The following is a 24270-nucleotide window of genomic DNA, read 5'->3' as shown; positions in this document are numbered from 1 at the left end:
GCCCCGTCATCCCTCGGACGGTCAGTCAGTCGAGGCGGCGTTCGATCGGCAGGCGGGAGCGGGTGAACAGCGCCGCGCCGCCCATCGCCACCAGCGGCACCACGACCAGCGCGGCGAGCGTCACGCCGGGCACTGTCACCGGGTACGGCGGCTGCACCGGCCAGGACTCCGCGTACCGCTGGTTGAGCGCGGCGAGGACGACCACGGCGGAGCCGAGCCCGGCGACGATGCCCAGCGCGGAGCCGAGCACCGCGATCACTCCGGCCTGGCAGAGCGACAGCAGGCGGCGTACCCGGGGATCGGCGCCGACCGCCGCGAGCGTGGACAGGTCCCGGCGGCCCTCGGCCGCGGCGAGGCCGGTGGCGACCGCGGCGGCGCCGAGCGTGATCACCCCGGAGGCCACCGCCAGCAGGAGGAGCATGGGGCGCTGGTCCGACGGCGGGTCGGCGGTCGCCACCTGCGCCGACAGAGGCCCGATGTCGTACAGCTCGTCGGTCAGCATCTCGATCTGCCGGTCGGTGGGCGAGCCGGCCGTGTCCAGCAGGTAGCCCATCGGCACGGCGGCCAGGCCGAGGGTGTCCGCGGCGGCGGGGGAGAGCACCAGCCGGGCGACCGGGAGACCGCCGCGCAGCACGTACGCGGGCAGGAGGCGCCCGGTGGGCGAGCGGCCGGAGCTGTAGTTGACCTCCACCTGGGCCTGCCCGTCCACCGTCCGCCGGGCGTCGGTGACCACGACGCCGCCAGCGGCGAGCGTCCGGCGCGCGGCGGCCAGTTCGTCGGGCGGCGCTCCGGTGAGCGCGGCCAGCGCGGCGCCGTCGTCCACGAGCGTCGGCAGATGGACGTCGACCGGCTCCTGGAAGGGACTCACGCAGCGCGGATCGCGCCGGGCCGCGTCGGGGACCGGGTCGTCGGAGAAGTGCGGGCAGCGCTGCTCGGGCGGCAGGATCGCGGACGGTGCGCAGTCGTCCTTCTCACCGGCGGGAGCGGCGCAACCGGGTACGGAGACGGGCGTCACAGTGGCGTCGGGCAGGACCGTGCGGGCCCGGGTGGCGACGATCTCTGCCGACGGCGGGTCCGCCGGGGTCTCGCCGGAGTGGGTGAGCAGCACGTTCCCCGGCGGCAGGCCGGGTTGCCAGAGTTCCCGCGACCGGGTCTCGTCGCTCGCCACGTAGACGCCGATCGCGACGCTTCCGGCGACCGCGGCCATCACCGCCGAGATGGCGGGCGCGGCCGACGACCGGTTGCGGCTGGCGTCGCGCAACGCGAGCCGGGGGGTCAGCGGCAGCAGCCGGCCGGCCCGGCCCAGCACGCCGAGGAGCGTCGGGGTGCAGAACACCAGCCCCAGCTCGCCCAGGGCGACGCCGGCCAGCACGCCGGTCTGCGAGGTGCGGCCGGCGGCGTACGCGGCGAGCGCGGTCCCGGCGACGGTGAGCGCCACCCCGACCAGCAGCCAGCGGCGGCGTGGCCGGGTGGCGTCGCGCCGGCCGGCCAGGCCGGTCGCCACGTCCTGCCGGGCCGCCGTCCAGGCCGGGGCCATCGCCGCCAGCATCCCGGCCAGCACCGCCGTCGCGGCGATCGCCACCAGCGCGGCCGGGAAGATCCGGTACGCCCCGAGGCGCTCCCCGAGCACGTACTGCTCGACGATCGGCCGGCCGGCGAAAGCGGCGCCGACGCCGAGCAGCAGGCCGAGGACGGCTCCGCCGGCGCCGAGCACCACCCCGTCGGCGAGCACGATCCGGCGTAGGTGGGAGGCGTCGCCACCGGCCACCGCGACGAGTGCCAGATCCCGCCGCCGGCGCCGGACGCTCACCGCGAAGGCCGGGCCGACCAGCAGCACCACCTCCAGCAGGCCCAGGCCGGCGACCACGCCGACGACGCCCGCCTCGTCGGCGTCCGGCATGCGCATGCCGTGGGTGACCTCCTGCCGCCAGGGCAGCGGGTCGCGGGCGACGACCTGGATGCCCTGCGCGTTCAGCCGGTCGACGAGCCCTCGGTCCAGCGGGCCGGGCAGGTCCACCAGCCAGGTGTCGCTGCCGACCGCGCCCTCCGGGGTCACCCCCGGCAGCGTGATCACGTCCCGGAGGTTGTCCGGGTACTCCACCACCCCGACCACCCGGTACGTGGTGCCGTCGATGCTGCGCACCGGGTCGCCGATGCGGGTGTCCAGCTTGCGCAGCGCCGCCGGGCTGACCGCGATCTCGTCGGGGCGTACCGGCGGCCGGCCGTCGCGGACCCGGGCCAGCGGCCGGGTGAGCGGGTCGGTCAGGTCCAGGGCGCGCGCCTCAAGCGACTCGACGTGCCGGCCGACCCGCGTCGAGAACGTCATCCACCATCGCGCGCGGGTCAGCCGGCTGCCCTCGGGCAGCAGCGCGCGCACCTCGTCCGCGGTCGCCGGACGGGTCCGGGCAAGCCAGTCGCCCTGGACCGGCCAGACCGAATCGCCCCAGGCGTCCTGGTTCACCGGCGTCAGGCTGTCCCAGCGCAAGGCGACGTCCCCGCCGCCGAGCTGGCGTTCGATGCGCTCGGCGCGGGTCAGGTCCCCCATGTCGTAGCTGACCGCGGCGAAGCTGAGGCCGAGCACGGGCAGCGCGATCATGACCAGCACCAGCAGCGTGCGTCGCCGGGCGCGCCGGGCCTCCCGGCGGGCGATCCGCAGCGCGGTCCGCCACGACCCGTAGGCGGCGGCGAGGCGCCCGCCGGTCACCGGATGCTGCCGCTGAGCAGGTGGTCGACGCCGATCAGGGGGGCGGTCGAGTCGACCATCACGCCGTCGCGCAGGAACACCACCCGGTCCGCCCAGCCGGCGTGGCGGGCCTCGTGGGTGACCAGCACCCCTGCCGCTCCGGCGTCCACCCGGCGGCGCAGCAGGTGCAGCACGGCCTCGCCGGTCTGGGAGTCCAGCGCGCCGGTCGGCTCGTCGGCGAGGACCAGGCGGCGTTCGCCGACGAGGGCCCGGGCGATGGCCACCCGCTGCTGCTGGCCGCCGGACATCTGGTCCGGGAAACGGTCGGCCAGGTCCTCCAGGTCGACCTCGCGCAGCGCGGCCAGGGCCAGTTGGCGGGCTGCCCGTACGCCGGTGCCGTCCAGTTCCAGGGGGAGCGCCACATTCTCCACGGCGGTCAGGCTGCCGAGCAGGTTCAGGTCCTGGAAGACGTACCCGATGCGGCGGCGGCGCAGCCGGGCCAGCCCGCGGGCGGAGAGGCCGACCAGCGCCTCGCCCTCGACCACCACCTCGCCGCCGGTGGGCCGGTCCAGGCCGCCGGCCAACGCCAGCAGCGTGGACTTGCCGGACCCGGAGGGGCCCATCACGGCCACCAGCTCGCCGGCCCGCACGGTCAGGCTCACGCCGCGCAGTGCGTGCACGGCGGCCTCACCGGCGCCGTGGGTCCGGCGTACGTCCCGTAGTTCCAGCACCCCGTCGATCGGGTTCATCAGCGCCTCCCGTGCCGGGTCACCGGCGGGCTTCGTCGCCGGCCCGGTCCACCGCCTCGCTGTGGTCGACCGCCCGGATCGGCGCCGGGCGGTGCCGGACCAGGCTCGTCTCACAGTGGTCGAGCCACCGCACCTCGGCCTCGGTCTGGAAGATCATCGCGTCCAGCACCAGCCGCCAGGGTAGATCCTCCGGCTTGTCGCTCGTGTACTTCAACCGGGTGAACTCCTGGAGCGCGCGCATGGTGGCGGTGCGCTGAGTCTGCACCACCGCCTGCACGTCGACGCCCGGGGTGGTGAGCGCCAGCGCCAGTTTGATCGAAAGTTCGTCGCGGGGCCGGTCGGCGCGGCTGATCGGCGTGGCGAACCACAGCGCCAGGTCCGCCCGTCCGGCGTCGGTGATCTCGTACGGCCGCTGCCCGCTCTCGTTCTCCGGCAGCGGGCGCACCAGGCCGTCCCGTTCCAGCCGGGCCAGCGTCGTGTAGACCTGTCCGATGTTCAGCGGCCAGGTCGACCCGGTGGACTCCTCGAACGAGGCACGGAGCTGGTAGCCGTACATCTGGCCGCGTTCGAGCAGGGCGAGCAGGCCGTGACGGATGGACATGCTCGTGAGTATGCATACCTGGTATGCGCTATGCAACCGGAGGATTCCGCCGGGTGACCGGCCCGGCGCTCACCCCGGGCGGCCGGGGAACGGAACGGTGACCGGTGTCACGCCCGCCGTGCGGCGCCAGCGGGTGGCACGCAACGCGCAGTCGGTGAGCGCGGCGAGCGCCGTGTTCCGGTCCGCGCCGGTGGTGTGCGGCAGCGCGGCCCGCCAGTGGCCGGCCGTCCGCTCCTCGATCTCCACCGCCAGGCGCAGCGCGCTCGCCCGGTCCGTCACCGGGTAGGGCAGTGCGTACCCGGCCCGGTCGGCGGGCACCTGCCCGGGGCCCTCGGCGAGCTGGAGCAGCAACGCGTCGCGGCGGGACCGGTGGGCCGCCTCGGCGGCGCGGGCCGCGGTTCGCGCCGCCTCGGTCAGGTGCACGCCGATCACCCCGTACGCCCAGATCGCCGCGTACTCGGCGGCGAGCGCGTCGGAGAGGGCCGTGGCCGGGTCGGCAGTCGGGTTCACTTGAGCGCCTCCACGTGGGTGGCCCGCGCGGCCGCGACCGAGCCGAGCAGGGCGGCCCGTTCGGCCGGCGCCTCGGCGCAGGCCCTGGCCGCGTTCGTCCGGCCCTCCTGCTCAGCCCGGCGCAGCTCGGTGAGCACGGTGTCGGGTGCGGGCGCGCCCGCCGAGGTGCCGGCCGCCGGTGTGCCGGAGGGCGCCGGCCGCCCGATCACCCGGCGCAGCTCGTCGGCGTGCGCCCGGTGCGCGTCGGCAATCGGGGTGAGCCGGCCGGCCAGCGCCGGGGCGGCGGTGGCGGCGGCCCGGTAGCGGGCCTCCAGCGCGAGCGCCTCGGCGGCCAGCGGCTCCAGCGCGTCCGGCGTCGGTGGCTCCTCGTCGCGGTCGAAAAGATCACAACCGGTCAGCGGCGCGGTCGCGCCGCCGAGCGCCACGAGCCCGCCGGCGCGCAGCAGCCAGCGCCGGGAATGCCCCGCTCCGACCTGGTTGGATGGTGTTCTGCCGGTCCCCACCTGACAGAGTCAACACCATCCGCGCCGCCTCGTGGGCCAGGGTCTCGGTGCGCCGCCGGGTCCGTCGACGGCCACAAGCGTTACGCTCTGCGCAACCACCGGGCGCGGACGCCCCGGTGGCGTGCCGGTATGACGGGCCGAACGCCCGCACCGGCCCGGACAACACGGCCCGCGGGTCGTGGCAACAGCAGGAGAGGTGCGCGCAATGACGCAGCGTGGCCGTGCCACCCGGCCGACGGGGCCCGCCGGGCGGCCCCGCCGGTCCGACGGCCCCCGCGGCACCGACCGGAGCGGCGCACCCCGCGGCGATCTCGCCGCCCGCCGCAACCGGCTGCGCGAGGTGATCGAACCGGTCGTCACCGCTGCCGGTTACGACCTTGAAGACCTCTCCGTCTCCCGCGCCGGCCGGCGGCACGTGGTCCGGGTGATCGTGGACGCCGACGGCGGGATCAACCTGGACGGCGTGGCGGACGTCTCCCGCGCGGTCTCGGCGGCGCTGGACGCGGCCGAGGAGGCCGGTGGCGACATCGTGGCCGGCGAGTACCAGCTCGAGGTCAGCTCGCCCGGCGTGGACCGCCCTCTCACCCTGCCCCGGCACTGGCGGCGCAACGCCGGACGGCTGGTCAAGGTCACCGTCCGCGGCGACGCGGGGGACCGTCAGCTCACCGGCCGGATCACGGCCGCCGACGACGAACGCGTGGTGCTGGAGACCGACGCCGGCCCCGCCGAACACCCGTACGCCGAACTCGGGCCCGGCCGGGTCCAGGTGGAGTTCAACCGCCTGGACGACCTGGCCGACGAGGACTTCGGTGACGACACCGACGACGAAGATCTGGAGGACGAGGAGAGGTGAACATCGACCTCGCGGCGCTGCGCGCCCTGGAGCGCGAGCGGGAGATCCCGTTCGACACGATCCTCGCGGCGATCGAGACCGCGCTGCTGACCGCCTACCGGCACACCGACGGCGCCGAGCCGCACGCCCGGGTGGAGATCGACCGCAAGAGCGGGGCCGCCTTGGTCTACGCGCAGGAGATGGACGCCGACGGCACGGTGGCCCGGGAGTGGGACGACACACCCCACGACTTCGGGCGGATCGCCGCCATGACCGCCAAGCAGGTGATCCTCCAGCGGCTGCGCGAGGCCACCGACGAGGTGCACTTCGGCGAGTACGTCGGCCGCGACGGTGACCTGGTCACCGGCGTGGTGCAGGCGCACGAGACGCGCCGGGAGAAGGGCATCGTCAGCGTCGACCTCGGCAAGCTCGAAGGCGTCCTGCCCCAGTCCGAGCAGGTCCCGGGCGAGGATCCGCAGCACGGCGAGCGGATCCGCTGCGTGGTCGTGCACGTGGCCAAGGGCATGCGCGGGCCGCAGATCACGCTGTCCCGCACGCACCCGGCGCTGGTGAAGAAGCTGTTCGCGCTGGAGGTCCCGGAGATCGCCGACGGCACCGTGGAGATCGCCGCGATCGCGCGTGAGGCAGGTCACCGTACGAAGATCGCCGTACGGTCGACCACACCCGGCGTGAACCCCAAGGGCGCCTGCATCGGCCCGATGGGCCAGCGGGTGCGCGCCGTGATGAGCGAGCTGCACGGCGAGAAGATCGACATCATCGACTGGTCGGACGACCCGGCGACGTTCGTCGGCAACGCGTTGTCGCCGGCCAAGGCGCTGCGGGTCGAGGTGGTCGACCTGGCCACCCGTACCGCCCGGGTGACCGTCCCGGACTTCCAGCTCTCGCTCGCGATCGGCCGGGAAGGACAGAACGCCCGCCTCGCGGCGCGTCTGACCGGTTGGCGCATCGACATCCGGTCCGACGCGGAGACCGTCGCGCCGGGCGGCGGCCGGGGCGGAGCTGATCACGTACCGGAGCCGGGCGGCGCGATCTCGGGCAGCTAGGGGTAGACTGACTCAGTGGCACGACGCGCGCTGCCGGAGCGCACCTGTGTGGGCTGCCGGAAACGAGCGCCGGCCAGCGAGTTGTTGCGGATCGTCGCGGTTGGTGACGAGGCTGGTCACGCCAGCCTCCGGCCCGATCCGGCCCGCATACTGCCGGGTCGGGGAGCGAACATGCACCCTGATCCGGCCTGCTTCGCGCAGGCGGTGCGGCGTCGCGCCTTCGGGCGGGCACTGCGCCTCACCGGGGTTCCTGACCCCGGTGCGCTTGCGGAGCACGTCGACGCGCAACCCCCGACGACCGGTCAAGCCCGACCGGTCGAGGGTCGCTAGCAAGGTAGGACGACCGACATGAGCACACGATGAAGTCCCTGAAATGACCAGGCTTCAAGTGCAGGAGTGAGGTCGCTGCGGGTGCTGCCCGCACGACCTCGGAGTGAGGAGTGCAGTGGCAGGAAAGGCCCGCGTACACGAGCTTGCCAAGGAGCTCGGGGTCGAAAGCAAGACCGTTCTCGCCAAGCTCAAGGAGATGGGCGAGTTCGTGAAGTCCGCGTCCAGCACCGTCGAGGCGCCTGTCGCCCGACGGCTGCGTAACGCGTTCGTGGCGTCCGCCGGTTCCCCGGCGCCCGCCGCCCCGCCGGCAGCCGCCTCGAGCGGCCCGGCACCGACCCCGATGCCCACCCCGACCCCGGGCGCGCCCCGGGTCTCGGCCAGGCCGACGCCGCCCCGGCGTCCGTCCGCGCCGACCCCTGGACCGAAGCCCAAGGGTCCGGTCCCCGGCCCGCCGCAGCCGGCGACTCCGGTCGCCAAGCCGGCGAGCGCGCACGACATCGAAGTGGCGGCCGCCGAGGCGCGCGCCGCCGCGCTCAAGGCTGAGCAGGAGGCCGCGGTCAAGGCCGCCCAGGCCGCCCGCCAGCAGCAGCGCGAGACCGTACGCCGGGAGCCTCCGGCTGAGGGCGGTCCCCGTCCCGGTCCGCGTCCCGGCCCGAACGCCATGCCGCCGCGTCCGGGTTCCCCGGCCGCCGGTCGGCCCGGCGGCCCGGGTCAGGGCCAGGGCCCCGGTGCCCGGCCCGGCGGTCGTCCGCCGGCGCGTGGCGCCGGTAACAACCCGTTCGGTATCCAGGGCGGTCAGCAGCGTCCGCCGGCCGCCGGTGCGGCCGGTCCCCGGCCCAGCCCGTCCGGCATGCCGCCGCGGCCCAGCCCGGCGTCCATGCCGCCGCGGCCGAGCCCGGCGTCCATGCCGAGCCAGCGCCCGACCACCGGCCGCCCCGGCGGCCCCGGTGGGGGTCGTGGCGGCCCCGGTGGCGGCGCGGGTCGCCCCGGCGGCGGCCCCGGTGGCGGTGGCGGTGGCTACCGCGGTGGACCCGGTGGTGGCGGCGGTGGCGGTGGCTACCGCGGCGGTCCCGGTGGTGGCGGCGGCGGTGGCGGTGGCTACCGCGGCGGTCCCGGTGGTGGCGGCGGTGCTCCCGGCGGTGGTTTCCGTCCGGGTGGTCCGGTCGGCGGCGGTGGCCGTCCCGGTGGCGGCGGCCGTGGCCGTGGCGGTGGCGCGGCGGGTGCCTTCGGGCGTCCGGGCGGCCGGCCGACCCGTGGCCGCAAGTCCAAGAAGCAGCGCAGACAGGAGTTCGACAACCTGTCGGCGCCGACCATGTCCTCGGGCGCGCCCCGCGGTCAGGGTCAGGTCGTCCGGTTGTCCCGTGGCGCCTCGCTGTCGGACTTCGCCGACAGGATCAACGCCAACCCGGGTTCGCTGGTCCAGGAGATGTTCAACCTGGGCGAGATGGTGACGGCGACCCAGTCGTGCTCCGACGAGACCCTGCAGTTGCTGGGTGAGCACCTCGGCTTCGACGTGCAGATCGTCAGCCCGGAGGACGAGGACCGCGAGCTGCTCGCGCAGTTCAACATCGACCTCGACGCCGAGGTCGCGGCGGACCGCCTGGTCAGCCGTGCGCCGGTGGTGACCGTCATGGGTCACGTCGACCACGGTAAGACCAAGCTGCTCGACGCGATCCGTAAGGCGAACGTGGTGGCCGGCGAGGCGGGTGGCATCACCCAGCACATCGGCGCCTACCAGGTCCACGTCCCGCACGAGGGCGAGGACCGCGCGGTGACGTTCATCGACACCCCGGGTCACGAGGCGTTCACCGCCATGCGTGCCCGTGGTGCCCAGGTCACGGACATCGTGATCCTGGTGGTCGCGGCGGACGACGGCGTCATGCCGCAGACCATCGAGGCGCTCAACCACGCCAAGGCGGCGGACGTGCCGATCGTGGTCGCGGTCAACAAGGTCGACAAGCCCGAGGCGAACCCGGACAAGGTCCGCCAGCAGCTCACCGAGTACGGCCTGGTCGCCGAGGAGTACGGCGGCGACACCATGTTCGTCAACGTGGCGGCCAAGCCCGGCATCGGCATCGAGGAACTGCTCGAGGCCGTGCTGCTGACCGCCGACGCGTCGCTGGAGCTGACCGCTGCCATCGACGGGCCGGCGCAGGGTGTGGCCATCGAGGCGCACCTGGACAAGGGCCGTGGCGCGGTGGCGACCGTGCTGGTGCAGAAGGGCACCCTGCGTGCCGGCGACTCGATCGTCGCCGGTGGGGCGCACGGCCGGGTCCGGGCCATGCTGGACGAGAACGGCAAGCCGGTCGATTCGGCCGGTCCGGCGCGTCCGGTCATGGTGCTGGGTCTGACCACGGTGCCGGGTGCGGGTGACACCTTCCTGGCCGCCGCGGACGACCGGACCGTGCGGCAGATCGCCGAGCAGCGTCAGGCGCGGCGACGGGCGGCGTCCTTCGCCAACTCCCGTGGCCGGGCCACCCTCGAAACGCTCATGGAGCAGCTCAAGGAGGGCGAGAAGACCTCGCTCAACCTGGTGCTCAAGGGTGACGTCTCCGGTTCCGTGGAGGCGCTCGAGGACGCGCTGTTCAACCTGGACATCCCGGAGGAGGTCCAGCTTCGGATCATCCACCGGGGCGTGGGTGCGATCACCGAGAGCGACGTCATGCTCGCGAGCGCCTCGTCCGAGGCGGTCACGATCATCGGCTTCAACGTGCGGGCCTCCAACAAGGTCCGCGAGATGGCCGACCGCGAGGGCGTGGAGATCCGGTACTACACCGTCATCTACCAGGCCATCGAGGAGATCGACGCCGCGCTCAAGGGTCTGCTCAAGCCGGAGTACGAGGAGGTCGAGCTGGGCACCGCGGAGATCCGCGACGTCTTCCGCTCGTCCAAGATCGGCAACATCTCCGGCTGTATCGTCCGGTCCGGTCTCATCCGCCGCAACGCCAAGGCGCGGCTGCTGCGGGACGGTGCGGTCGTGGCGGACAACCTCACGATCAGCTCCTTGAAGCGGTTCAAGGACGACGCGACCGAGGTCCGCGAGGGCTTCGAGTGTGGTCTGACGCTGGGCGGCTACAACAACGTCCAGGTCGGCGACGTCATCGAGACGTTCGAGATGCGCGAGAAGCCGCGCGCCTGACAACCACGCGTACGACCGGCCGGCGGCCGGGGCCCTCGGGCCCCGGCCGTCGCCGTTTCCGCAGGCTGCGACAATCTGCGGCGTGATCCGGTACGCACTGCTCCTCGCCCCCTCCGCCAACCGCGTCTACGCCGACGCGGCGGCCCGGCTGGCCCGCGCCGAACTGGCCGTGTTCGCCGGCTCCGGCGTGCTCGGCGTCGTACCGGCCGACGCGGAGGTGACGAGGATCGGCGGGGTGGAGTACCTGACGTTCGGCACCGCCGAACCCGGGCTCGGCGAGCGGGACCTGGCCCACCTGGCGAACCTGTCGGCCGCGTACGCGCTGTTCGAGCGCGTCGGCGACGACCTGTTGCGGCCGGTGCCGCTGCGCCCGCTGGCCCGGTACGACTCGGACCTGATCACCATCCCCAAGTACGCCGGTAAGACCAACGAGCAGTTCACCCGCCTGCTGCTCAACGTCACGGTGCTCGCCTCCGCCGCCGCGCCCCGGATGCTGGACGGGCCGGTGGTGGTGCTCGACCCGCTGTGCGGCCGGGGCACCACGCTCAACCAGGCGCTGATGTACGGCTACGACGGCATCGGCATCGAGCGTGACAGTCAGGACGTGGAGGCGTACGCGGCGTTCCTGCGTACCTGGCTGCGCCGCAAGCGGCTCAAGCACACCGCGGAGACCACGTCGGTGCGCCGGGACCGCAAGCTGGTCGCCCGCCGCTTCGAGGCCGTCGTCGCACCGTCGCGGGACGAGCACCGGGCCGGCGCCACACAGCGGGTCACAGTGCTGAACACCGACACCATCCGTGCCCGCGAGGCGTTGCGCGCCCGGTGCGCCGACGTGATCGTCACCGACGCGCCGTACGGGGTGGCGCACGGCAGCCGGACCGGCCAGGGGCTGTCCCGCAGCCCGCTGGAGCTGCTCACCGCGGCCGTGCCGGTGTGGCGGGAGCTGCTGCGCCCCGGTGGCGCGCTTGGCGTGTCCTGGAACACCCACGTGGCCCCGCGGGCGCAGGCGGAGGCGGTGCTCGCCGACGCCGGGCTGCGCGTGCTGGACGGCCCCGGCTTCGGTGACTTCGCCCACCGGGTCGACCAGGCGATCGAGCGGGACGTGCTGGTGGCGGTCGCGCCTTAATCGGGTGCCGGGGCGCGCCGCCCGGCGTACCGTTGCTCGCCGTGTATACCGGAACCGCGCTGTTCGACCTGTTGCTCCCGGGTGACTCCCGGTCCCTGAAGGCCAAGCGGTCCTACGTCCGGCCGATCGTCGCCGCGCTGCGCAAGTTCGAGGTCTCCGCCGCCGAGGTGGGGGCGCTGGATCTGCACGGCCGGGCCGAGATCGCTGTGGCGGTGGTGGCCGCCGAGCCGGCCCACGTCCGCGAGGTGCTCGACTCCTGCGAGCGGCTGGTCGCCGCCCGCCCGGAGACCGAGCTGCTGTCGGTGCGCCGTCGCCTGCACGGCGCGGACGACTGACCGCGCGGCACTCGGGCCGTGCCGCGCGAGCGCCGACCGGGCGCGGGTAGTGTTCTTCAGCGTTGGGCGGTCGGACCCGGCGGCGCCCACGCGCCCGCCGTCTCCGGCCGACGACCCGGATCACACGGGGATCCGGCGTCGTCGTGGGTAAAGGTGATCCCGGAGGTGGGGGACATGACGGATCAGGCAAAGATTCGCCGGCACGCGGAGCGCATCCGGGAACTCGTCGCGTCGGTGGTGCGCAGCCAGATCAAGGACCCCCGGCTCGGCATGATCACGATCACCGACGCCCGGATCACCGCCGACCTGCGCGACGCCACCGTCTTCTACACGGTGCTCGGCGACGCGACGGCCCAGGCGAGCACCGCCGCCGCGCTGGAGAGCGCTAACGGCATGCTGCGCAGCACCGTCGGCAAGGCGCTCGGGCTGCGTCACTCGCCGACGCTCACCTTCGTCCTCGACGACGTGCAGGACCAGGTCAAGCACATCGACGACCTGCTCGCGGCCGCGCGTACCGCCGACGCCGAGGTGCAGCGGCTGGCCGCCAAGGCCTCGTATGCGGGCGAGCCCCAGCCGTACCGGGTCGAGGAGGACGACGAGAACGCCGACGGCGCCTCGACCGAGGACGAGGACGAGGACGACGACGAGCCGCGCGCCGGCGAAAGCCGGTGACCGAGGCCGCCGGGCCCACCGAGACCGCGTGGGCCGCCGCCGTCACGGCGGTACGCGACCTTCCCGCCGACGCGCGGGTGCTGCTGATCTGCCACGTCAACCCGGACGGGGATGCGCTGGGCAGCATGCTCGGCTTCGCGCTGGGCCTGCGCCGGCTCGGCGTACGTGATCTCCAGGCCACCTTCCCCGGCCCGCCGGAGGTGCCCGAGCCGTTCCGCTGGCTGCCCGGCATGGACCTGCTGGTGCCGCAGGACGACGCGTACCCTGATCCCGACCTGGTGATCTGCTTCGACGCGGCGAGCGAGTCCCGGCTGGGTGACCTGGCCGGCCGGCTGGACACGGCGGGCAGCTCGCTGGTGCTCGACCACCACGCCTCGAACAGCGGGTTCGGCCGGATCAACCTGGTCGATCCGCACGCCGCCGCCACCTCGGTGGTCGCGCTGGAACTGCTGGACCGGCTCGGCGTGACGGTCGACGCGGAGATCGCGACCGGGCTGTACGTCGCGCTGACCACCGACACCGGCTCGTTCCGCTTCGAGGCGACCACCCCGGCCGTGCACGAGACGGCCGCGCGCCTGGTGGCCACCGGCATCCGGCCCGGCGACATCTCCCGGCGGGTCTTCGACACCCGTCCGTTCGGCGCGGTCCGCCTCTTCGGCGAGGTGCTGGGCCGGGCCACGCTGGAACCGGCGGCCGCCGCCGGGCACGGCCTCGTCTGGACGTACGCCACCCGCGCGGACCTGGCCCGCCACGACCAGCCCGCGTACGTGCTGGAGGCGTTGATCGACTCGGTGCGCTGCACGGCCGAGGCGGACGTGAGCTGCGTGGTCAAGCAGGCGGGCGAGGCGGAATGGGCGGTGTCGCTGCGCAGCAAGGGCGCGGTGGACGTGAGCCGGGTGGCGATGGCGCTCGGCGGCGGCGGGCACCGGTTCGCCGCCGGTTTCACGGGGCGAGGGGCGCTCGACGAGGTGGTCGGCCGGATCCGCGCCGAGCTGGTGACCGCAGGTGTGAGCTGATCGGCGCGTTTTCGGGGGATCGCGACGCGTGCCGGGCTTTCCGCCGTGCGGCACGCTGAGGACAATCGGGTGATGGATCATCCCCGTGAGCTCACCGTCGAGGCGCCCCGGGCCTGGGACCGGCCGGTCGTCTCCGTGCCGGTGCTGATCTGCCTGTCCCTGGTCGGCGGCCAGATGCCGTCCTTCTCGACCGCGGCGAACCTCTACATCCTCACCACCGGCGGGGGGTTGATCTGGGTCGGCCTGAGCAACCGGGTGCCCCGGCGTCCGGCACCGCGCCGGTTGCCGTCGGTCGCGCTCTGGTGGCTGGTGCCGGTTACCGTCTTCGGGGTCTTCGAGGGGGCGACGTTCGTGATGGCGGCGGGCGACGACTTCCCCACCTTCTCCCGGCTGGCCGATCCGCTGCTGGAGGACAGCCTGGTCCGTTCTGCGGCCTGGTTCGCGTGGCTGTCCACGTTCTGGGGAATGGTGCGCCGTTGATGCGGGCACTGGCGATCGGCGGGTTCCTGGTCTCGATCGTGCTGTTCGCGGTCGTCGAGTGGGTCGCGCGCCGGGAGGGTTCGCGGATCCCGTCGATGGCCGACGTCTGCGCATTCGTGATGCGCTACGAGGTGGGCCCGGTGCCGGTCGGCCGGATCGGCCTGTTCGGGTTCTGGTGGTGGCTGGGCTGGCACTTCCTGGCCCGCTGACCGCCCTCGCCGAGGCGGGACGACGAGATTGATCTTTCCGCATTTCGGGAACAGTGAGCAGCATCTGGAAAGTGAACGTTAATTTGGGTGCGGGACCGGCGCTTCGCGGCGCTGGTCACGGGCGGTGGTGCCGCACCCGGCCCCGCCTCCCTCCAGGGTCAGACCGACCCGGGCTCCCGCTGCCAGGCGAGCCGCTCCGGTGATCCCGGACCGCTGCCGGGCGTTCAGCCGCCGACGACCTCCGGTCGTGGCGCGATGTGTCGTCGCGCCGATCCGGAGCGCCGGGCGCCCGTAGGACCGCCGTTTCCCGGCGGTCCGCACCCTGGAAGGACCCTCAGATGCCCAGCAAGCGCAAGCCGCGGACCGAGACCACCACCGACGAGGCGCGCGAGCAGATGCGCCGCGCGCTGCAGACCTCGATGGACACCCGTCAGTGACGTACGCCGTCCGGCGGTGACGCCGGCCGGGCCGCACGCGTGGCCCGACGCCGACGTCACCGCCGCTCGGGACCGACCGCCGCGCCCGGCAGCGCTACCGTCGCCCGGTGCGACGCATCCTGGTCGTCGGCGCCTCCGGTGCCGGCAAGACGGCCCTCGCCGGTGAACTGGCCCGGCGACTCGACCTTCCGCTGATCCACCTCGACCGCCACTACTGGCGCCCGGGCTGGACCGCCCCCGCCCCGGCCGACTTCCGCGCCGAGGTGGCCGCGCTCGCCGCCCGCCCGGCCTGGATCATGGACGGCAACTACGCGAGCACCCTCGATCTCCGGCTGCCCCGCGCCGACCTGCTGGTGCTCTGCGACACCTCCCGGCTGCGCTGCCTGGTCCGGATCGTCCGCCGCCGGTGGGCACATCGCGCAGCGCGTCGCCCCGACCTGCCCGAGGGCTGCCCGGAGCGGCTCGATCTCGACTTCCTGCCGCATGTCTGGCGCTTCCCCCGCGACTCCCGGCCCCGGGTGCTGGCCGCGCTGGCCGAGCACGCTCCCGGGCTGCCGGTGCGGCGCCTGCGCGGGCGGCGTGACGCCGCCCGGCTCCTAACTGACGTGGGTAAGTAGTCACGCTGCTTGCGGACCTTACTGAGCGCGTGCCAGGATCGGCGGCGATGAGCACGACTGCCGCCCCCGCCACCGCCGCCACACCCCGGCGGATCGCCGCGCTCGCGCTGCCCGCCCTGGTGGTGCTGGCCGCCGAGCCGCTCTACGTCCTGGTCGACACCGCGGTGGTCGGTCACCTCGGCCGGGTGCCGCTGGCCGCGCTCGCCGTCGGCGGCACCGTCATGACGCTGACCGCCTGGGTCGGCACCGTCGTCGCGTACGGCACCACCGGGCGCTCGGCCCGCCGCTTCGGGGCGGGGGACCGGGCCGCCGCGGTGGCCGAGGGCGTGCAGGCGTCCTGGCTCGCGTTGGCCACCGGAGTGCTGGTGGCGGTCGCCATCGGCATCGGCGGCGGCGCGCTGGCGCGTACCCTCGTCGGCGGCCCCGGCGAGGTGGCCGACGCCGCCGCCGGATGGCTGCGGGTCGCGGCGCTCGGCGCGCCCGGCCTGCTGCTCGCCGCCGCCGGCAACGGCTGGCTGCGCGGCATCCAGGACACCCGCCGGCCGCTGCTGTTCGTGCTCGGTCCCAACCTGCTCTCGGCGGTGCTCTGCCCGCTGCTCGTCTACCCGGCCGGGCTCGGGCTGGTCGGCTCGGCGGTGGCGAACGCGGTGGCGCAGACGCTCTCCGGCGTCCTGTTCGCGGGCGCGCTGGTGCGCGAGCGGGTCTCGCTGCGGCCCCGGCCCCGGGTGATCGGGCAGCAGCTCGTGCTCAGCCGCGACCTGCTCGTGCGCGGTGTCGCGTTCCAGGCCAGCTTCCTGTCCGCGACCGCCGTCGCGGCCCGCTTCGGCGCCGCCGCGGTGGGCGCGCACCAGATCGCCCTGCAACTGTGGTTCTTCACGGTGCTGGTGCTCGACGCCCTGGCCATCGCCGCGCAGTCGCTCGTCGGCGCCGCGCTCGGCGCCGGCGACGCGGCCGCCGCGCGGTTCCTGGCCCGCCGCGTCGCGCTGCTCGGCGGGCTGTGCGGCGTGGCCTTCGCGGTGCTCATCGCCGCCGGCGCCGGCGTGGTGCCGTCGTGGTTCAGCTCCGATCCCCAGGTACGCGAGCAGGCCATGACCGCCTGGCCCTGGTTCGTCGCGCTCCAGCCGATCGGCGGCGTGGTGTTCGCGCTCGACGGGGTGCTGATCGGCGCAGGCGACGTGCGCTACCTGCGCAACCTCACCATCGTGTGCGCGTTCGGCGGGTTCCTGCCGGCGATCTGGCTGGCCTACGGGCTCGAACTCGGGCTGGGCGGGATCTGGGCCGGGCTGACGCTGTTCGTGGTGCTGCGGCTGGCCGGCCTGCTGCTGCGGATGCGCTCGGGCGCGTGGGCGGTGGTCGGCGCGGTCCGCTGACACCGGTCAGCAGGGCTTGAACGAGCCGGGTCCGCCCATCCACGGCCCCGCCGGGCCGGTCAGCAGGTGTCCGGCAGGTCGACTGTCTTGTCCGGGTCGAAGACCGCGTCCGGGTCCGGGTCGGCCGGACCGCCGAAGGACGGCTTGCCGAGCGCCAGCAGCCCCTTGTCCAGCGCGGCGCAGTCGATGTTGGAGGTGTACGAGTCCGCCCGCTCGATCCACAGCCCGGCGGAGGCGGTGGTCACGTCGGCCGGGTGCGGGATGCTCCACTTCACCGTGTCGTGGACCACCACCACGCCGTCGCCCGGCGTGGGGCTGGTGGTGGGGAACGCGTACGCCCAGACGAAGTTCGTGGTCACCTCCAGGATGCGGATGCCGTCCCGGTCCTTCGTCGCCCGGTAGTTGATCCGGCCCTTGACCCGGGGCTGGTCGGCCGTGAGCCGGGCGCCCGGGGCGAGCCGGGTCGCGTAGGTGCCCGCCTCGCCGGTGGGGAAGTCGTCGCGCACGCCGGCCCGCGCGTCCGGGGCGAACTGGCGGACCAGCCGCTCCGGGTCCCTCGCGGTGAAGAAGGTGCGGTCCAGCCGCGCGGTGATCAGCGCCTTGCGTACCCGGGTCAGCGCGTCGGCCACCTGCTTCTCGGTGAACGGGCCGGTCCGCTTGGCCCGGGGCAGCGTGATCCCGGCCGCGCCCTCCGGGAAGCCGGCCGCCGGAGTGCCGTCGAACGGGCCGGCGACCGGTGGCGGCGACGCCGACGAGGACGCCTGCTCGCCGACCGGCAGGCTCACCGTCGGGTGCTCGGCCGCCGGCTCGCGCCAGCGCTGGAAGCCCTGGTAACCGAGGCCGCCGACGAGCCCGAAGAACGCGAGCAACGCCAGCGCGAGTACGCCGCCGAGCAGCTTGCCGGAGTGCCCGCCGAGCGCGATGCGCAGCCGGTCCGTGCGGCCGGGCGGCACCTCGGGCGCGGGCCGGCGCAGCCACTCGGGCACCGGTCCCAGTTCGTCCTCCGACGGGCCTGCGGTGGGGTGGGGGTCGGCGGCGGGGCGGTGATCGGTCATCGGACTTCCCGGGCAGACGGGGCGCTGGCGCACGATCTTGACACCCGGCCGAAGCTGGGCGGTATCCCCCGCAGGGCCGATCACGCACCGTCTGGCAGGCTTGGCGGTCGTGAGCACAGACGGTCTGATCGTGGTCGACAAGCCCGGCGGCATGACGTCGCACGACGTGGTGGCCCGCATCCGGCGGCTGGCCCGTACCCGCCGCGTCGGTCACGGCGGCACGCTCGACCCGATGGCCACCGGCGTCCTGGTGATCGGCGTGGGCCGGGCGACCCGGCTGCTCACGTACGTGATCGGCGTCGGCAAGAGCTACGCCGCGACGATCCGGCTGGGACAGGCCACCGTCACCGACGACGCCGAGGGCGAGGTGGTCGCGACCACCCCGGCCGGCGTCGTCACCGACGACGCGGTACGCGCCGCGCTGGCACCGCTCACCGGCGAGATCGACCAGGTGCCGAGCGCGGTGAGCGCCATCAAGATCAACGGACAGCGGGCGTACAAGCGGGTCCGCGACGGCGAGGCGGTCGACCTGCCCGCCCGGCGCGTCACCGTGTCGCGGCTGGACGTGCGCGCGATCCGCCGGGACACCCCGGACGTGGTGGACGTGGACGTGGACGTGACCTGCTCGTCCGGGACGTACGTCCGGGCGCTGGCCCGCGACGCGGGCGCGGCGCTCGGCGTCGGTGGTCACCTCACCGCGCTGCGCCGGACCGCTGTGGGCGGGTTCACGCTCGCCGAGGCGGCCACGCTCGGCCAGCTCGAGGAGCGCGCGCCGGACGTGGTGAACCTGCCGCTGGACGCCGCCGCCGAGCGGTTCTTCCCGCGCCGGGACGCCACCGCCGACGAGGCCCGGGTGCTGTCCCACGGCGGGCCGCTGACGCCGGCCGGGATCGCCGGTCCGTACGCCGTCTTCGACCCGGCGGGCGGGTTGATCGCTATCGTCAGCGAGCGGGACGGTCGGGCCCGCGCGGAGATCGTGCTGGCCCCGGCCTGAACGGCGCGCGGGCGGACAGGGGAGGAACGGCATGCAGCGGTGGCGGGGGTACGAGGCGGCGCCCGGCGGGTGGGGACGATCGGTGGTCACCATCGGCGTCTTCGACGGCGTGCACCGGGGGCACCAGGCCACCATCGGGCACACCGTGGCGCGCGCCCGGGAGCTGGGCGTCAAGTCGGTGGTGGTGACGTTCGACCCGCATCCGGCCGAGGTGGTGCGCCCCGGCTCGCACCCGGCGGTGCTGACCGAGCCGGCCCGCAAGGCCGAGCTGATCGAGGCGCTCGGCGTGGACGTGCTCTGCGTGGTGCCGTTCACAGTCGAGTTCTCCCGGCTGCCACCCGAGGCGTTCGTGCACGACGTCCTGGTCGAGCACCTGCACGCCGCACTGGTGGTGGTCGGCGACAACTTCCGGTTCGGGCACCGGGCCGCCGGCGACGTGCCCCTGCTGGAGCGGCTGGGCAGCACCTTCGGGTTCGCCGTCGAGGGGGCGCCGCTGGTCGCCGAGGGGGGGACGGTCTTCTCCTCCACGTACATCAGGTCCTGCGTCGACGCGGGCGACGTGGGCGCGGCGGCGGCGGCGCTGGGCCGCCCGCACCGGGTCGAGGGCGTGGTGGTCCGCGGCGATCAGCGTGGACGTGAGCTGGGTTACCCGACGGCCAACCTGCTGACCCACAGGTACGCGGCGGTGCCCGCCGACGGCGTGTACGCGGCCCGCCTGGTGCGCCGCGACGGCGAACCGCTGGCCGCGGCGGTGTCGATCGGCACCAACCCGACGTTCTCCGGGCAGGAGCGGCGGGTGGAGGCGTACGCGCTGGACTTCACCGGCGACCTGTACGGCGAGCGGCTGGCCCTGGACTTCGTGGCGCACCTGCGTGAGCAGCGGAGGTACGACGCGATCGAGCCGCTGGTGGCCCAGATGGCCGAGGACGTGGAGCGCACCCGCCGGGCGGTGCTCTGACCCGTCCGGACCACCTTGACCGGCCGTCCGTCCCGAGGGCTGGTAAGCTGACGAAGACGTCGGCTGACCGACGGGGGCCTCGCGTGCCTGCACGACGCCGCGGGTGCGAGGAACCGGTCCGTTGCACCGGTCACCACGACCGCTCCGGACCTCATCGAATGACCCACGAAACAGGGAGAACATGGCGCTCGACCAGGAAGCCAAGGCCAAGATCCGCCAGGAGTACGCGACCGCCGAGGGTGACACCGGCTCGCCCGAGGTGCAGGTCGCGGTCCTGACCAAGCGGATCGCGGAGCTCACCGAGCACCTGAAGGTGCACAAGCACGACCACCACAGCCGCCGTGGGCTGCTGCTGCTGGTCGGCCGGCGCCGCCGGCTGCTCAACTACGTCCAGAAGAAGGACATCAACCGCTACCGGTCGCTCATCGAGCGGCTCGGCCTGCGTCGATGACCTGACGGGGGAGTGGCCGCCTGGCTGCTCCCCCGTTCCGGTACCACCGAAGAACCCGGCCGCGCGACACCCGAAGAGGGAGCCGGTCAGCACCGGTCTCCGGTAGTGGCCCCCGGGAACCCCGGCACGACGCCGGCCATCCCGGGCGCTTCGATCGAAGACCGGCCGCCTGAGCAGTTCCCGTGTCGTCGGCCGACGACGCGAAGGAGCACCACAGCACATGACCGAGACCAAACTCGGCACCGAATCCCGCACCGCCGTGATCGACAACGGGGCCTTCGGCACCCGGGAGATCACCTTCTCCACCGGCCGGCTGGCCCGCCAGGCCGCCGGCTCTGTCGTCGCCCAGCTCGGCGAGACTGTCGTCCTCTCCGCGACCACGGCCGGCAAGCACCCGCGCGAGTCGTTCGACTTCTTCCCGCTGACCGTGGACGTCGAGGAGCGGATGTACGCCGCGGGCCGGATCCCCGGCTCGTTCTTCCGCCGCGAGGGCCGCCCCAGCGAGGACGCCATCCTCACCTGCCGGCTCATCGACCGGCCGCTGCGCCCGTCCTTCGTCAAGGGCCTGCGCAACGAGGTCCAGGTCGTCGAGACCATCCTCGCGCTCGACCCGCAGCACCCGTACGACGTGGTGGCGATCAACGCCGCGTCGATGTCGACCAAGCTCTCCGGCCTGCCGTTCTCCGGCCCGATCGGGGCGACCCGGGTCGCGCACGTGGACGGCCAGTGGGTCGCCTTCCCGACCCTGGAGGAACTGGCCCGGGCCACCTTCGACATGGTCGTGGCCGGCCGCACCCTGCCGGACGGCGAGGTCGCGATCATGATGGTCGAGGCCGAGGCCACCCCGAACGCGGTGACCCTGATCTCCGAGGGCGCGACCGCGCCGACCGAGGAGATCGTGGCGAGCGGCCTGGAGGCCGCCAAGCCGGCCATCCGTGAGCTGTGCCGGGCGCAGAGCGAGCTGGCCGAGGTGGCCGCCAAGCCGGTCAGCGAGTTCCCGGTGTTCCTGGACTACCAGGACGACGTGTACGACGCGGTGGCCGGCGTGGCCCGCGCCGACGTCACCGAGGCGCTGAAGATCGCCGGCAAGGCCGACCGCGAGGAGGCCCTGGACCGGATCAAGGCCAAGGTCGCCGAGGAGCTGGGCGGCCGGTTCGAGGGCCGTGAGAAGGAGCTCTCCGCCGCGTTCCGGTCGCTGACCAAGTCCGAGGTCCGCAACCGGGTGCTGCGCGAGCAGGTCCGCATCGACGGGCGCGGCCCGCGTGACATCCGTCCGCTGACCGCCGAGGTCGGCGTGCTGCCGCGGGTGCACGGCTCGGCGCTGTTCGAGCGCGGCGAGACCCAGATCCTGGGCGTCACCACGCTGAACATGCTGCGCATGGAGCAGATGGTGGACACGCTGTCCCCGGAGAACCGCAAGCGCTACATGCACAACTACAACTTCCCGCCTTACTCGACCGGTGAGACTGGCCGGGTGGGCTCGCCGAAGCGGCGCGAGATCGGCCACGGCGCGCTCGCCGAGCGTGCGCTGCTCCCGGTGCTGCCGTCGCGTGAGGAGTTCCCCTACGCCATCCGGCAGGTCTCCGAGGCGCTCAGCTCCAACGGCTCCACCTCGATGGGTTCGGTCTGCGCCTCGACGCTGGGCCTGCTCTCCGCCGGTGTGCCGCTGAAGGCGCCGGTCGCCGGCATCGCCATGGGCCTCATCTCCGACGAGGTCGACGGCAAGACCCAGTACGTGACGCTCACCGACATCCTCGGCGCCGAGGACGCGTTCGGCGACATGGACTTCAAGGTCGCCGGCACCCGGGACTTCGTCACCGCGCTCCAGCTCGACACCAAGCTGGACGGCATCCCGTCGGACGTGCTGGCCGCCGCGCTGCAGCAGGCGCACGAGGCCCGGCAGACCATCCTCGACGTGATGCAGCGGGCCATCGAGACGCCGGCCGAGATGTCGGACTACGCGCCGCGGGTGACCACCGTCAAGATCCCGGTTGACAAGATCGGCATGGTGATCGGCCCGAAGGGCCAGACCATCAACGCGATCCAGGACGAGACCGGCGCCGAGATCTCCATCGAGGACGACGGCACGATCTACGTCGGCGCGACAAACGGCCCGTCGGCCCAGGCCGCTGTGGACCGGATCAACGGGATCGCCAACCCGACGCTGCCCAAGGTCGGCGAGCGGTTCCTCGGCACCGTGGTGAAGACCGCCGCGTTCGGCGCCTTCATCTCGCTGCTGCCGGGCCGCGACGGCCTGCTGCACATCTCCAAGGTGGGCGACGGCAAGCGGGTCGAGAAGGTCGAGGACTTCCTCAACGTCGGCGACAAGGTCGAGGTGGAGATCGCGGACATCGACGCCCGCGGCAAGATCTACCTGGACAAGATCCGCCCGGAGGGCGCCGAGGCGCCGGCCGAGGGCGGGGCCGGCGGCGGTGACCGTCCGTCGGGCCGGGACCGCGGCGGCGACCGTGGCCCGCGCGACCGGGGTGACCGCGAGCGTCGTTCCGAGGGCGGCGAGCGTCGTTCCGAGGGCGGCGAGCGTCGTTCCGAGGGTGGCGAGGGCGGCGGCGACTCCCGTCCGCGCCGCCGTACCCGGCACAGCTGATCCACCGACCGGCCCGGGTGACCTGCGCGTCACCCGGGCCGGCCCACGGCTCCAGGTCGTCCGCGCGAGCTGGAGCCGTCGTACGTCCCGCCGTTCCTCGTCATCCGGAGAGCAGGTGCTCGTGAGTTCGTCAGCCGCCTCGACGGGACGGGGGGTGACGTCGACCGGGCCGGTTTCGGCGGCCCGCGCGGTCACCCGCACGCTCACCGACGACCCGCTCGGCGGCACCGTCCGCCGTACCGTGCTGCCCAGCGGGCTGCGGGTGCTCACCGAGGCGATCCCGGCGATGCGCAGCGTGTCGTTCGGCATCTGGGTGGCTGTCGGCTCGCGCGACGAGACCGGCTCGCAGGCCGGCGCCGCGCACTTCCTGGAGCACCTGCTGTTCAAGGGCACCAACAAGCGCAGCGCGCTGGAGATCTCGGCGCAGATCGAGGCGGTGGGCGGCGAGACGAACGCCTTCACCACGAAGGAATACACCTGCTACTACGCGCGGGTGCTGGACGAGGACCTGCCGCTGGCCATCGACGTCATGTGCGACCTGGTCGCCGACTCGGTGCTGGCCGCACCCGACGTGGAGACCGAGCGCGGCGTCATCCTCGAAGAGATCGCCATGCACGACGACGAGCCCGGCGACGAGGTGCACGACCTGTTCGCCCGCGCCGTCTACGGCGACCACCCGCTGGGCCGGCTCATCTCCGGCACGGAGGAGACGGTCACGCCGATGACCCGGCGGCAGATCCAGGGCTTCTACCGCCGCCGCTACACCGCGCCGCAGATCGTGATCGCCGCCGCCGGCAACCTCGACCACGCCGCCGTGGTCAAGCTGGTCCGGCAGGCGCTGCGCGGCACCCCGCTGGACACCGACCCGGCCGCGCCGGCACCGCACCGGGCGGCCACCCCGGCGGTACGCACCAAGCCGGCCACCACGCTCGTCGAGCCGAAGGAGACCGAGCAGGCGCACGTCATCCTCGGCTGCCCGGGGATCGACCGCACCGACGACCGGCGGTTCGCGCTCGGCGTGCTGAACAACGTGCTCGGCGGCGGCATGTCCAGCCGGCTGTTCCAGCAGATCCGGGAGCAGCGCGGCCTGGCTTACTCGGTCTACTCCTACGCCAGCCAGTACGCCGACAGCGGCGTCTTCGCCGTCTACGCCGGGTGCGCGCCGGGCAAGGTGGACGAGGTGCTGGACCTGACCCGCGCCGAGCTGGCGCGGGTGGCCGCCGAGGGGATCACCGAGGCGGAACTGGCCCGGGGCAAGGGGATGAGCAAGGGCTCGTTCGTGCTCGGGCTGGAGGACACCGGCTCGCGGATGAGCCGGCTCGCCAAGGGCGAACTGCTCTACGGCAACCTGATGCCGGTGGACGACCTGCTGGCCCGGGTGGACGCGGTGACGCTGGCCGACGTGAACGACCTGGCGGCCGAGTTGCTCGGCCGGCCGATGTCGCTGGCCGTGGTCGGCCCGTTCGACGAGGGCGCCTTCACCGTCACGGGCTGACCGTCGTCGTCACGCTCGGATAGACTCCCGTCACTCAGG

General features: G+C 73.9%; 22 protein-coding genes and 1 pseudogene. 17 read left to right on the top strand and 6 right to left on the bottom strand.

What is annotated here, in order from left to right:
* Positions 1–25 precede the first annotated feature (25 nt).
* The 5 genes from ACFYON_RS14315 to ACFYON_RS14295 all read right to left on the bottom strand — a co-directional run bounded on the left by ACFYON_RS14315 (position 26) and on the right by ACFYON_RS14295 (position 5046).
* Positions 26–2704 carry an FtsX-like permease family protein gene (locus ACFYON_RS14315; protein WP_387320796.1) on the bottom strand — a complete coding sequence of 893 codons (2679 nt, stop codon included), beginning with the start codon at positions 2702–2704 and terminating at the stop codon, positions 26–28.
* Positions 2701–3432, bottom strand: a complete 732-nt coding sequence (locus ACFYON_RS14310; RefSeq protein WP_354865659.1) for an ABC transporter ATP-binding protein — start codon at positions 3430–3432, stop codon at positions 2701–2703. The genes ACFYON_RS14315 and ACFYON_RS14310 overlap by 4 nt, the downstream gene beginning before the upstream one ends.
* A 19-nt stretch (positions 3433–3451) precedes the next feature.
* The gene (locus ACFYON_RS14305) at positions 3452–4033 is read right to left on the bottom strand and encodes a PadR family transcriptional regulator (RefSeq protein ID WP_357707698.1); all 582 of its coding nucleotides are present in this window, start codon (positions 4031–4033) and stop codon (positions 3452–3454) included.
* Positions 4034–4102: 69 nt separating this feature from the next.
* Entirely contained in the window at positions 4103–4543 is a 441-nt protein-coding gene (locus tag ACFYON_RS14300; RefSeq protein WP_357707700.1) for a ferritin-like domain-containing protein, read from the bottom strand.
* The gene (locus tag ACFYON_RS14295) at positions 4540–5046 is read right to left on the bottom strand and encodes a hypothetical protein (protein WP_387187449.1); all 507 of its coding nucleotides are present in this window, start codon (positions 5044–5046) and stop codon (positions 4540–4542) included. Before ACFYON_RS14295 ends, ACFYON_RS14300 begins: the two co-directional genes overlap by 4 nt.
* A gap of 205 nt (positions 5047–5251) precedes the next feature.
* Here ACFYON_RS14295 and rimP point away from each other — a divergent pair, with 205 nt between their 5' ends.
* The 12 genes and pseudogenes from rimP to ACFYON_RS14235 all read left to right on the top strand — a co-directional run bounded on the left by rimP (position 5252) and on the right by ACFYON_RS14235 (position 16673).
* Positions 5252–5899 carry a ribosome maturation factor RimP gene (gene rimP, locus ACFYON_RS14290; protein WP_354865653.1) on the top strand — a complete coding sequence of 216 codons (648 nt, stop codon included), beginning with the start codon at positions 5252–5254 and terminating at the stop codon, positions 5897–5899.
* Positions 5896–6942: a transcription termination factor NusA gene (gene nusA / locus ACFYON_RS14285; protein WP_354865651.1), complete on the top strand. Its 1047-nt coding sequence runs from the start codon at positions 5896–5898 to the stop codon at positions 6940–6942. The genes rimP and nusA overlap by 4 nt, the downstream gene beginning before the upstream one ends.
* A 15-nt stretch (positions 6943–6957) precedes the next feature.
* A pseudogene (locus tag ACFYON_RS14280) lies at positions 6958–7294 on the top strand (YlxR family protein).
* Positions 7295–7387: 93 nt separating this feature from the next.
* On the top strand, positions 7388–10411 hold the full coding sequence (infB, locus tag ACFYON_RS14275) for a translation initiation factor IF-2 (protein WP_387320794.1): 3024 nt from the start codon (positions 7388–7390) through the stop codon (positions 10409–10411).
* An 82-nt stretch (positions 10412–10493) separates the two neighbouring features.
* Positions 10494–11537 carry an SAM-dependent methyltransferase gene (locus ACFYON_RS14270; RefSeq protein ID WP_354865647.1) on the top strand — a complete coding sequence of 348 codons (1044 nt, stop codon included), beginning with the start codon at positions 10494–10496 and terminating at the stop codon, positions 11535–11537.
* Positions 11538–11578: 41 nt separating this feature from the next.
* Positions 11579–11872: a DUF503 domain-containing protein gene (locus tag ACFYON_RS14265; RefSeq protein WP_354865645.1), complete on the top strand. Its 294-nt coding sequence runs from the start codon at positions 11579–11581 to the stop codon at positions 11870–11872.
* Positions 11873–12046: 174 nt separating this feature from the next.
* Positions 12047–12544, top strand: a complete 498-nt coding sequence (rbfA, locus tag ACFYON_RS14260; RefSeq protein ID WP_355094219.1) for a 30S ribosome-binding factor RbfA — start codon at positions 12047–12049, stop codon at positions 12542–12544.
* Positions 12541–13560, top strand: a complete 1020-nt coding sequence (locus ACFYON_RS14255) for a bifunctional oligoribonuclease/PAP phosphatase NrnA (RefSeq protein WP_355094217.1) — start codon at positions 12541–12543, stop codon at positions 13558–13560. Before rbfA ends, ACFYON_RS14255 begins: the two co-directional genes overlap by 4 nt.
* A 72-nt stretch (positions 13561–13632) precedes the next feature.
* Complete coding sequence (locus ACFYON_RS14250) at positions 13633–14040, top strand: hypothetical protein (protein WP_355094214.1); 408 nt, start codon at positions 13633–13635, stop codon at positions 14038–14040.
* Positions 14040–14249 (top strand): DUF6186 family protein, encoded by a 210-nt coding sequence (locus tag ACFYON_RS14245; RefSeq protein ID WP_354865637.1) that lies wholly within the window; start codon positions 14040–14042, stop codon positions 14247–14249. Before ACFYON_RS14250 ends, ACFYON_RS14245 begins: the two co-directional genes overlap by 1 nt.
* A 544-nt stretch (positions 14250–14793) precedes the next feature.
* Complete coding sequence (locus ACFYON_RS14240; protein WP_355094212.1) at positions 14794–15303, top strand: adenylate kinase; 510 nt, start codon at positions 14794–14796, stop codon at positions 15301–15303.
* Between the two features lie 47 nt (positions 15304–15350).
* Positions 15351–16673, top strand: coding sequence for an MATE family efflux transporter (locus ACFYON_RS14235; protein WP_355094210.1), 1323 nt, complete (start codon positions 15351–15353; stop codon positions 16671–16673).
* A gap of 59 nt (positions 16674–16732) precedes the next feature.
* Here ACFYON_RS14235 and ACFYON_RS14230 read toward each other — a convergent pair whose 3' ends face one another.
* Positions 16733–17728, bottom strand: coding sequence for a hypothetical protein (locus ACFYON_RS14230; protein WP_355015024.1), 996 nt, complete (start codon positions 17726–17728; stop codon positions 16733–16735).
* Positions 17729–17837: 109 nt separating this feature from the next.
* Here ACFYON_RS14230 and truB point away from each other — a divergent pair, with 109 nt between their 5' ends.
* From truB to ACFYON_RS14205, 5 genes are all read left to right on the top strand, one after another.
* Positions 17838–18722 carry a tRNA pseudouridine(55) synthase TruB gene (gene truB / locus ACFYON_RS14225; protein ID WP_355094207.1) on the top strand — a complete coding sequence of 295 codons (885 nt, stop codon included), beginning with the start codon at positions 17838–17840 and terminating at the stop codon, positions 18720–18722.
* Positions 18723–18753: 31 nt separating this feature from the next.
* Positions 18754–19680, top strand: coding sequence for a bifunctional riboflavin kinase/FAD synthetase (locus ACFYON_RS14220; RefSeq protein WP_355015026.1), 927 nt, complete (start codon positions 18754–18756; stop codon positions 19678–19680).
* Positions 19681–19861: 181 nt separating this feature from the next.
* On the top strand, positions 19862–20131 hold the full coding sequence (rpsO, locus tag ACFYON_RS14215; RefSeq protein WP_013284678.1) for a 30S ribosomal protein S15: 270 nt from the start codon (positions 19862–19864) through the stop codon (positions 20129–20131).
* Positions 20132–20351: 220 nt separating this feature from the next.
* Entirely contained in the window at positions 20352–22736 is a 2385-nt protein-coding gene (locus tag ACFYON_RS14210) for a polyribonucleotide nucleotidyltransferase (protein WP_387320790.1), read from the top strand.
* Between the two features lie 154 nt (positions 22737–22890).
* On the top strand, positions 22891–24231 hold the full coding sequence (locus ACFYON_RS14205) for a pitrilysin family protein (protein ID WP_354865624.1): 1341 nt from the start codon (positions 22891–22893) through the stop codon (positions 24229–24231).
* The last annotated feature ends 39 nt before the right edge of the window (positions 24232–24270 follow it).

This window comes from Micromonospora sp. NPDC005686, from assembly GCF_042871665.1.
Lineage (GTDB): Bacteria > Actinomycetota > Actinomycetes > Mycobacteriales > Micromonosporaceae > Micromonospora.
This window is presented reverse-complemented; position numbering and strand designations above follow the sequence as displayed.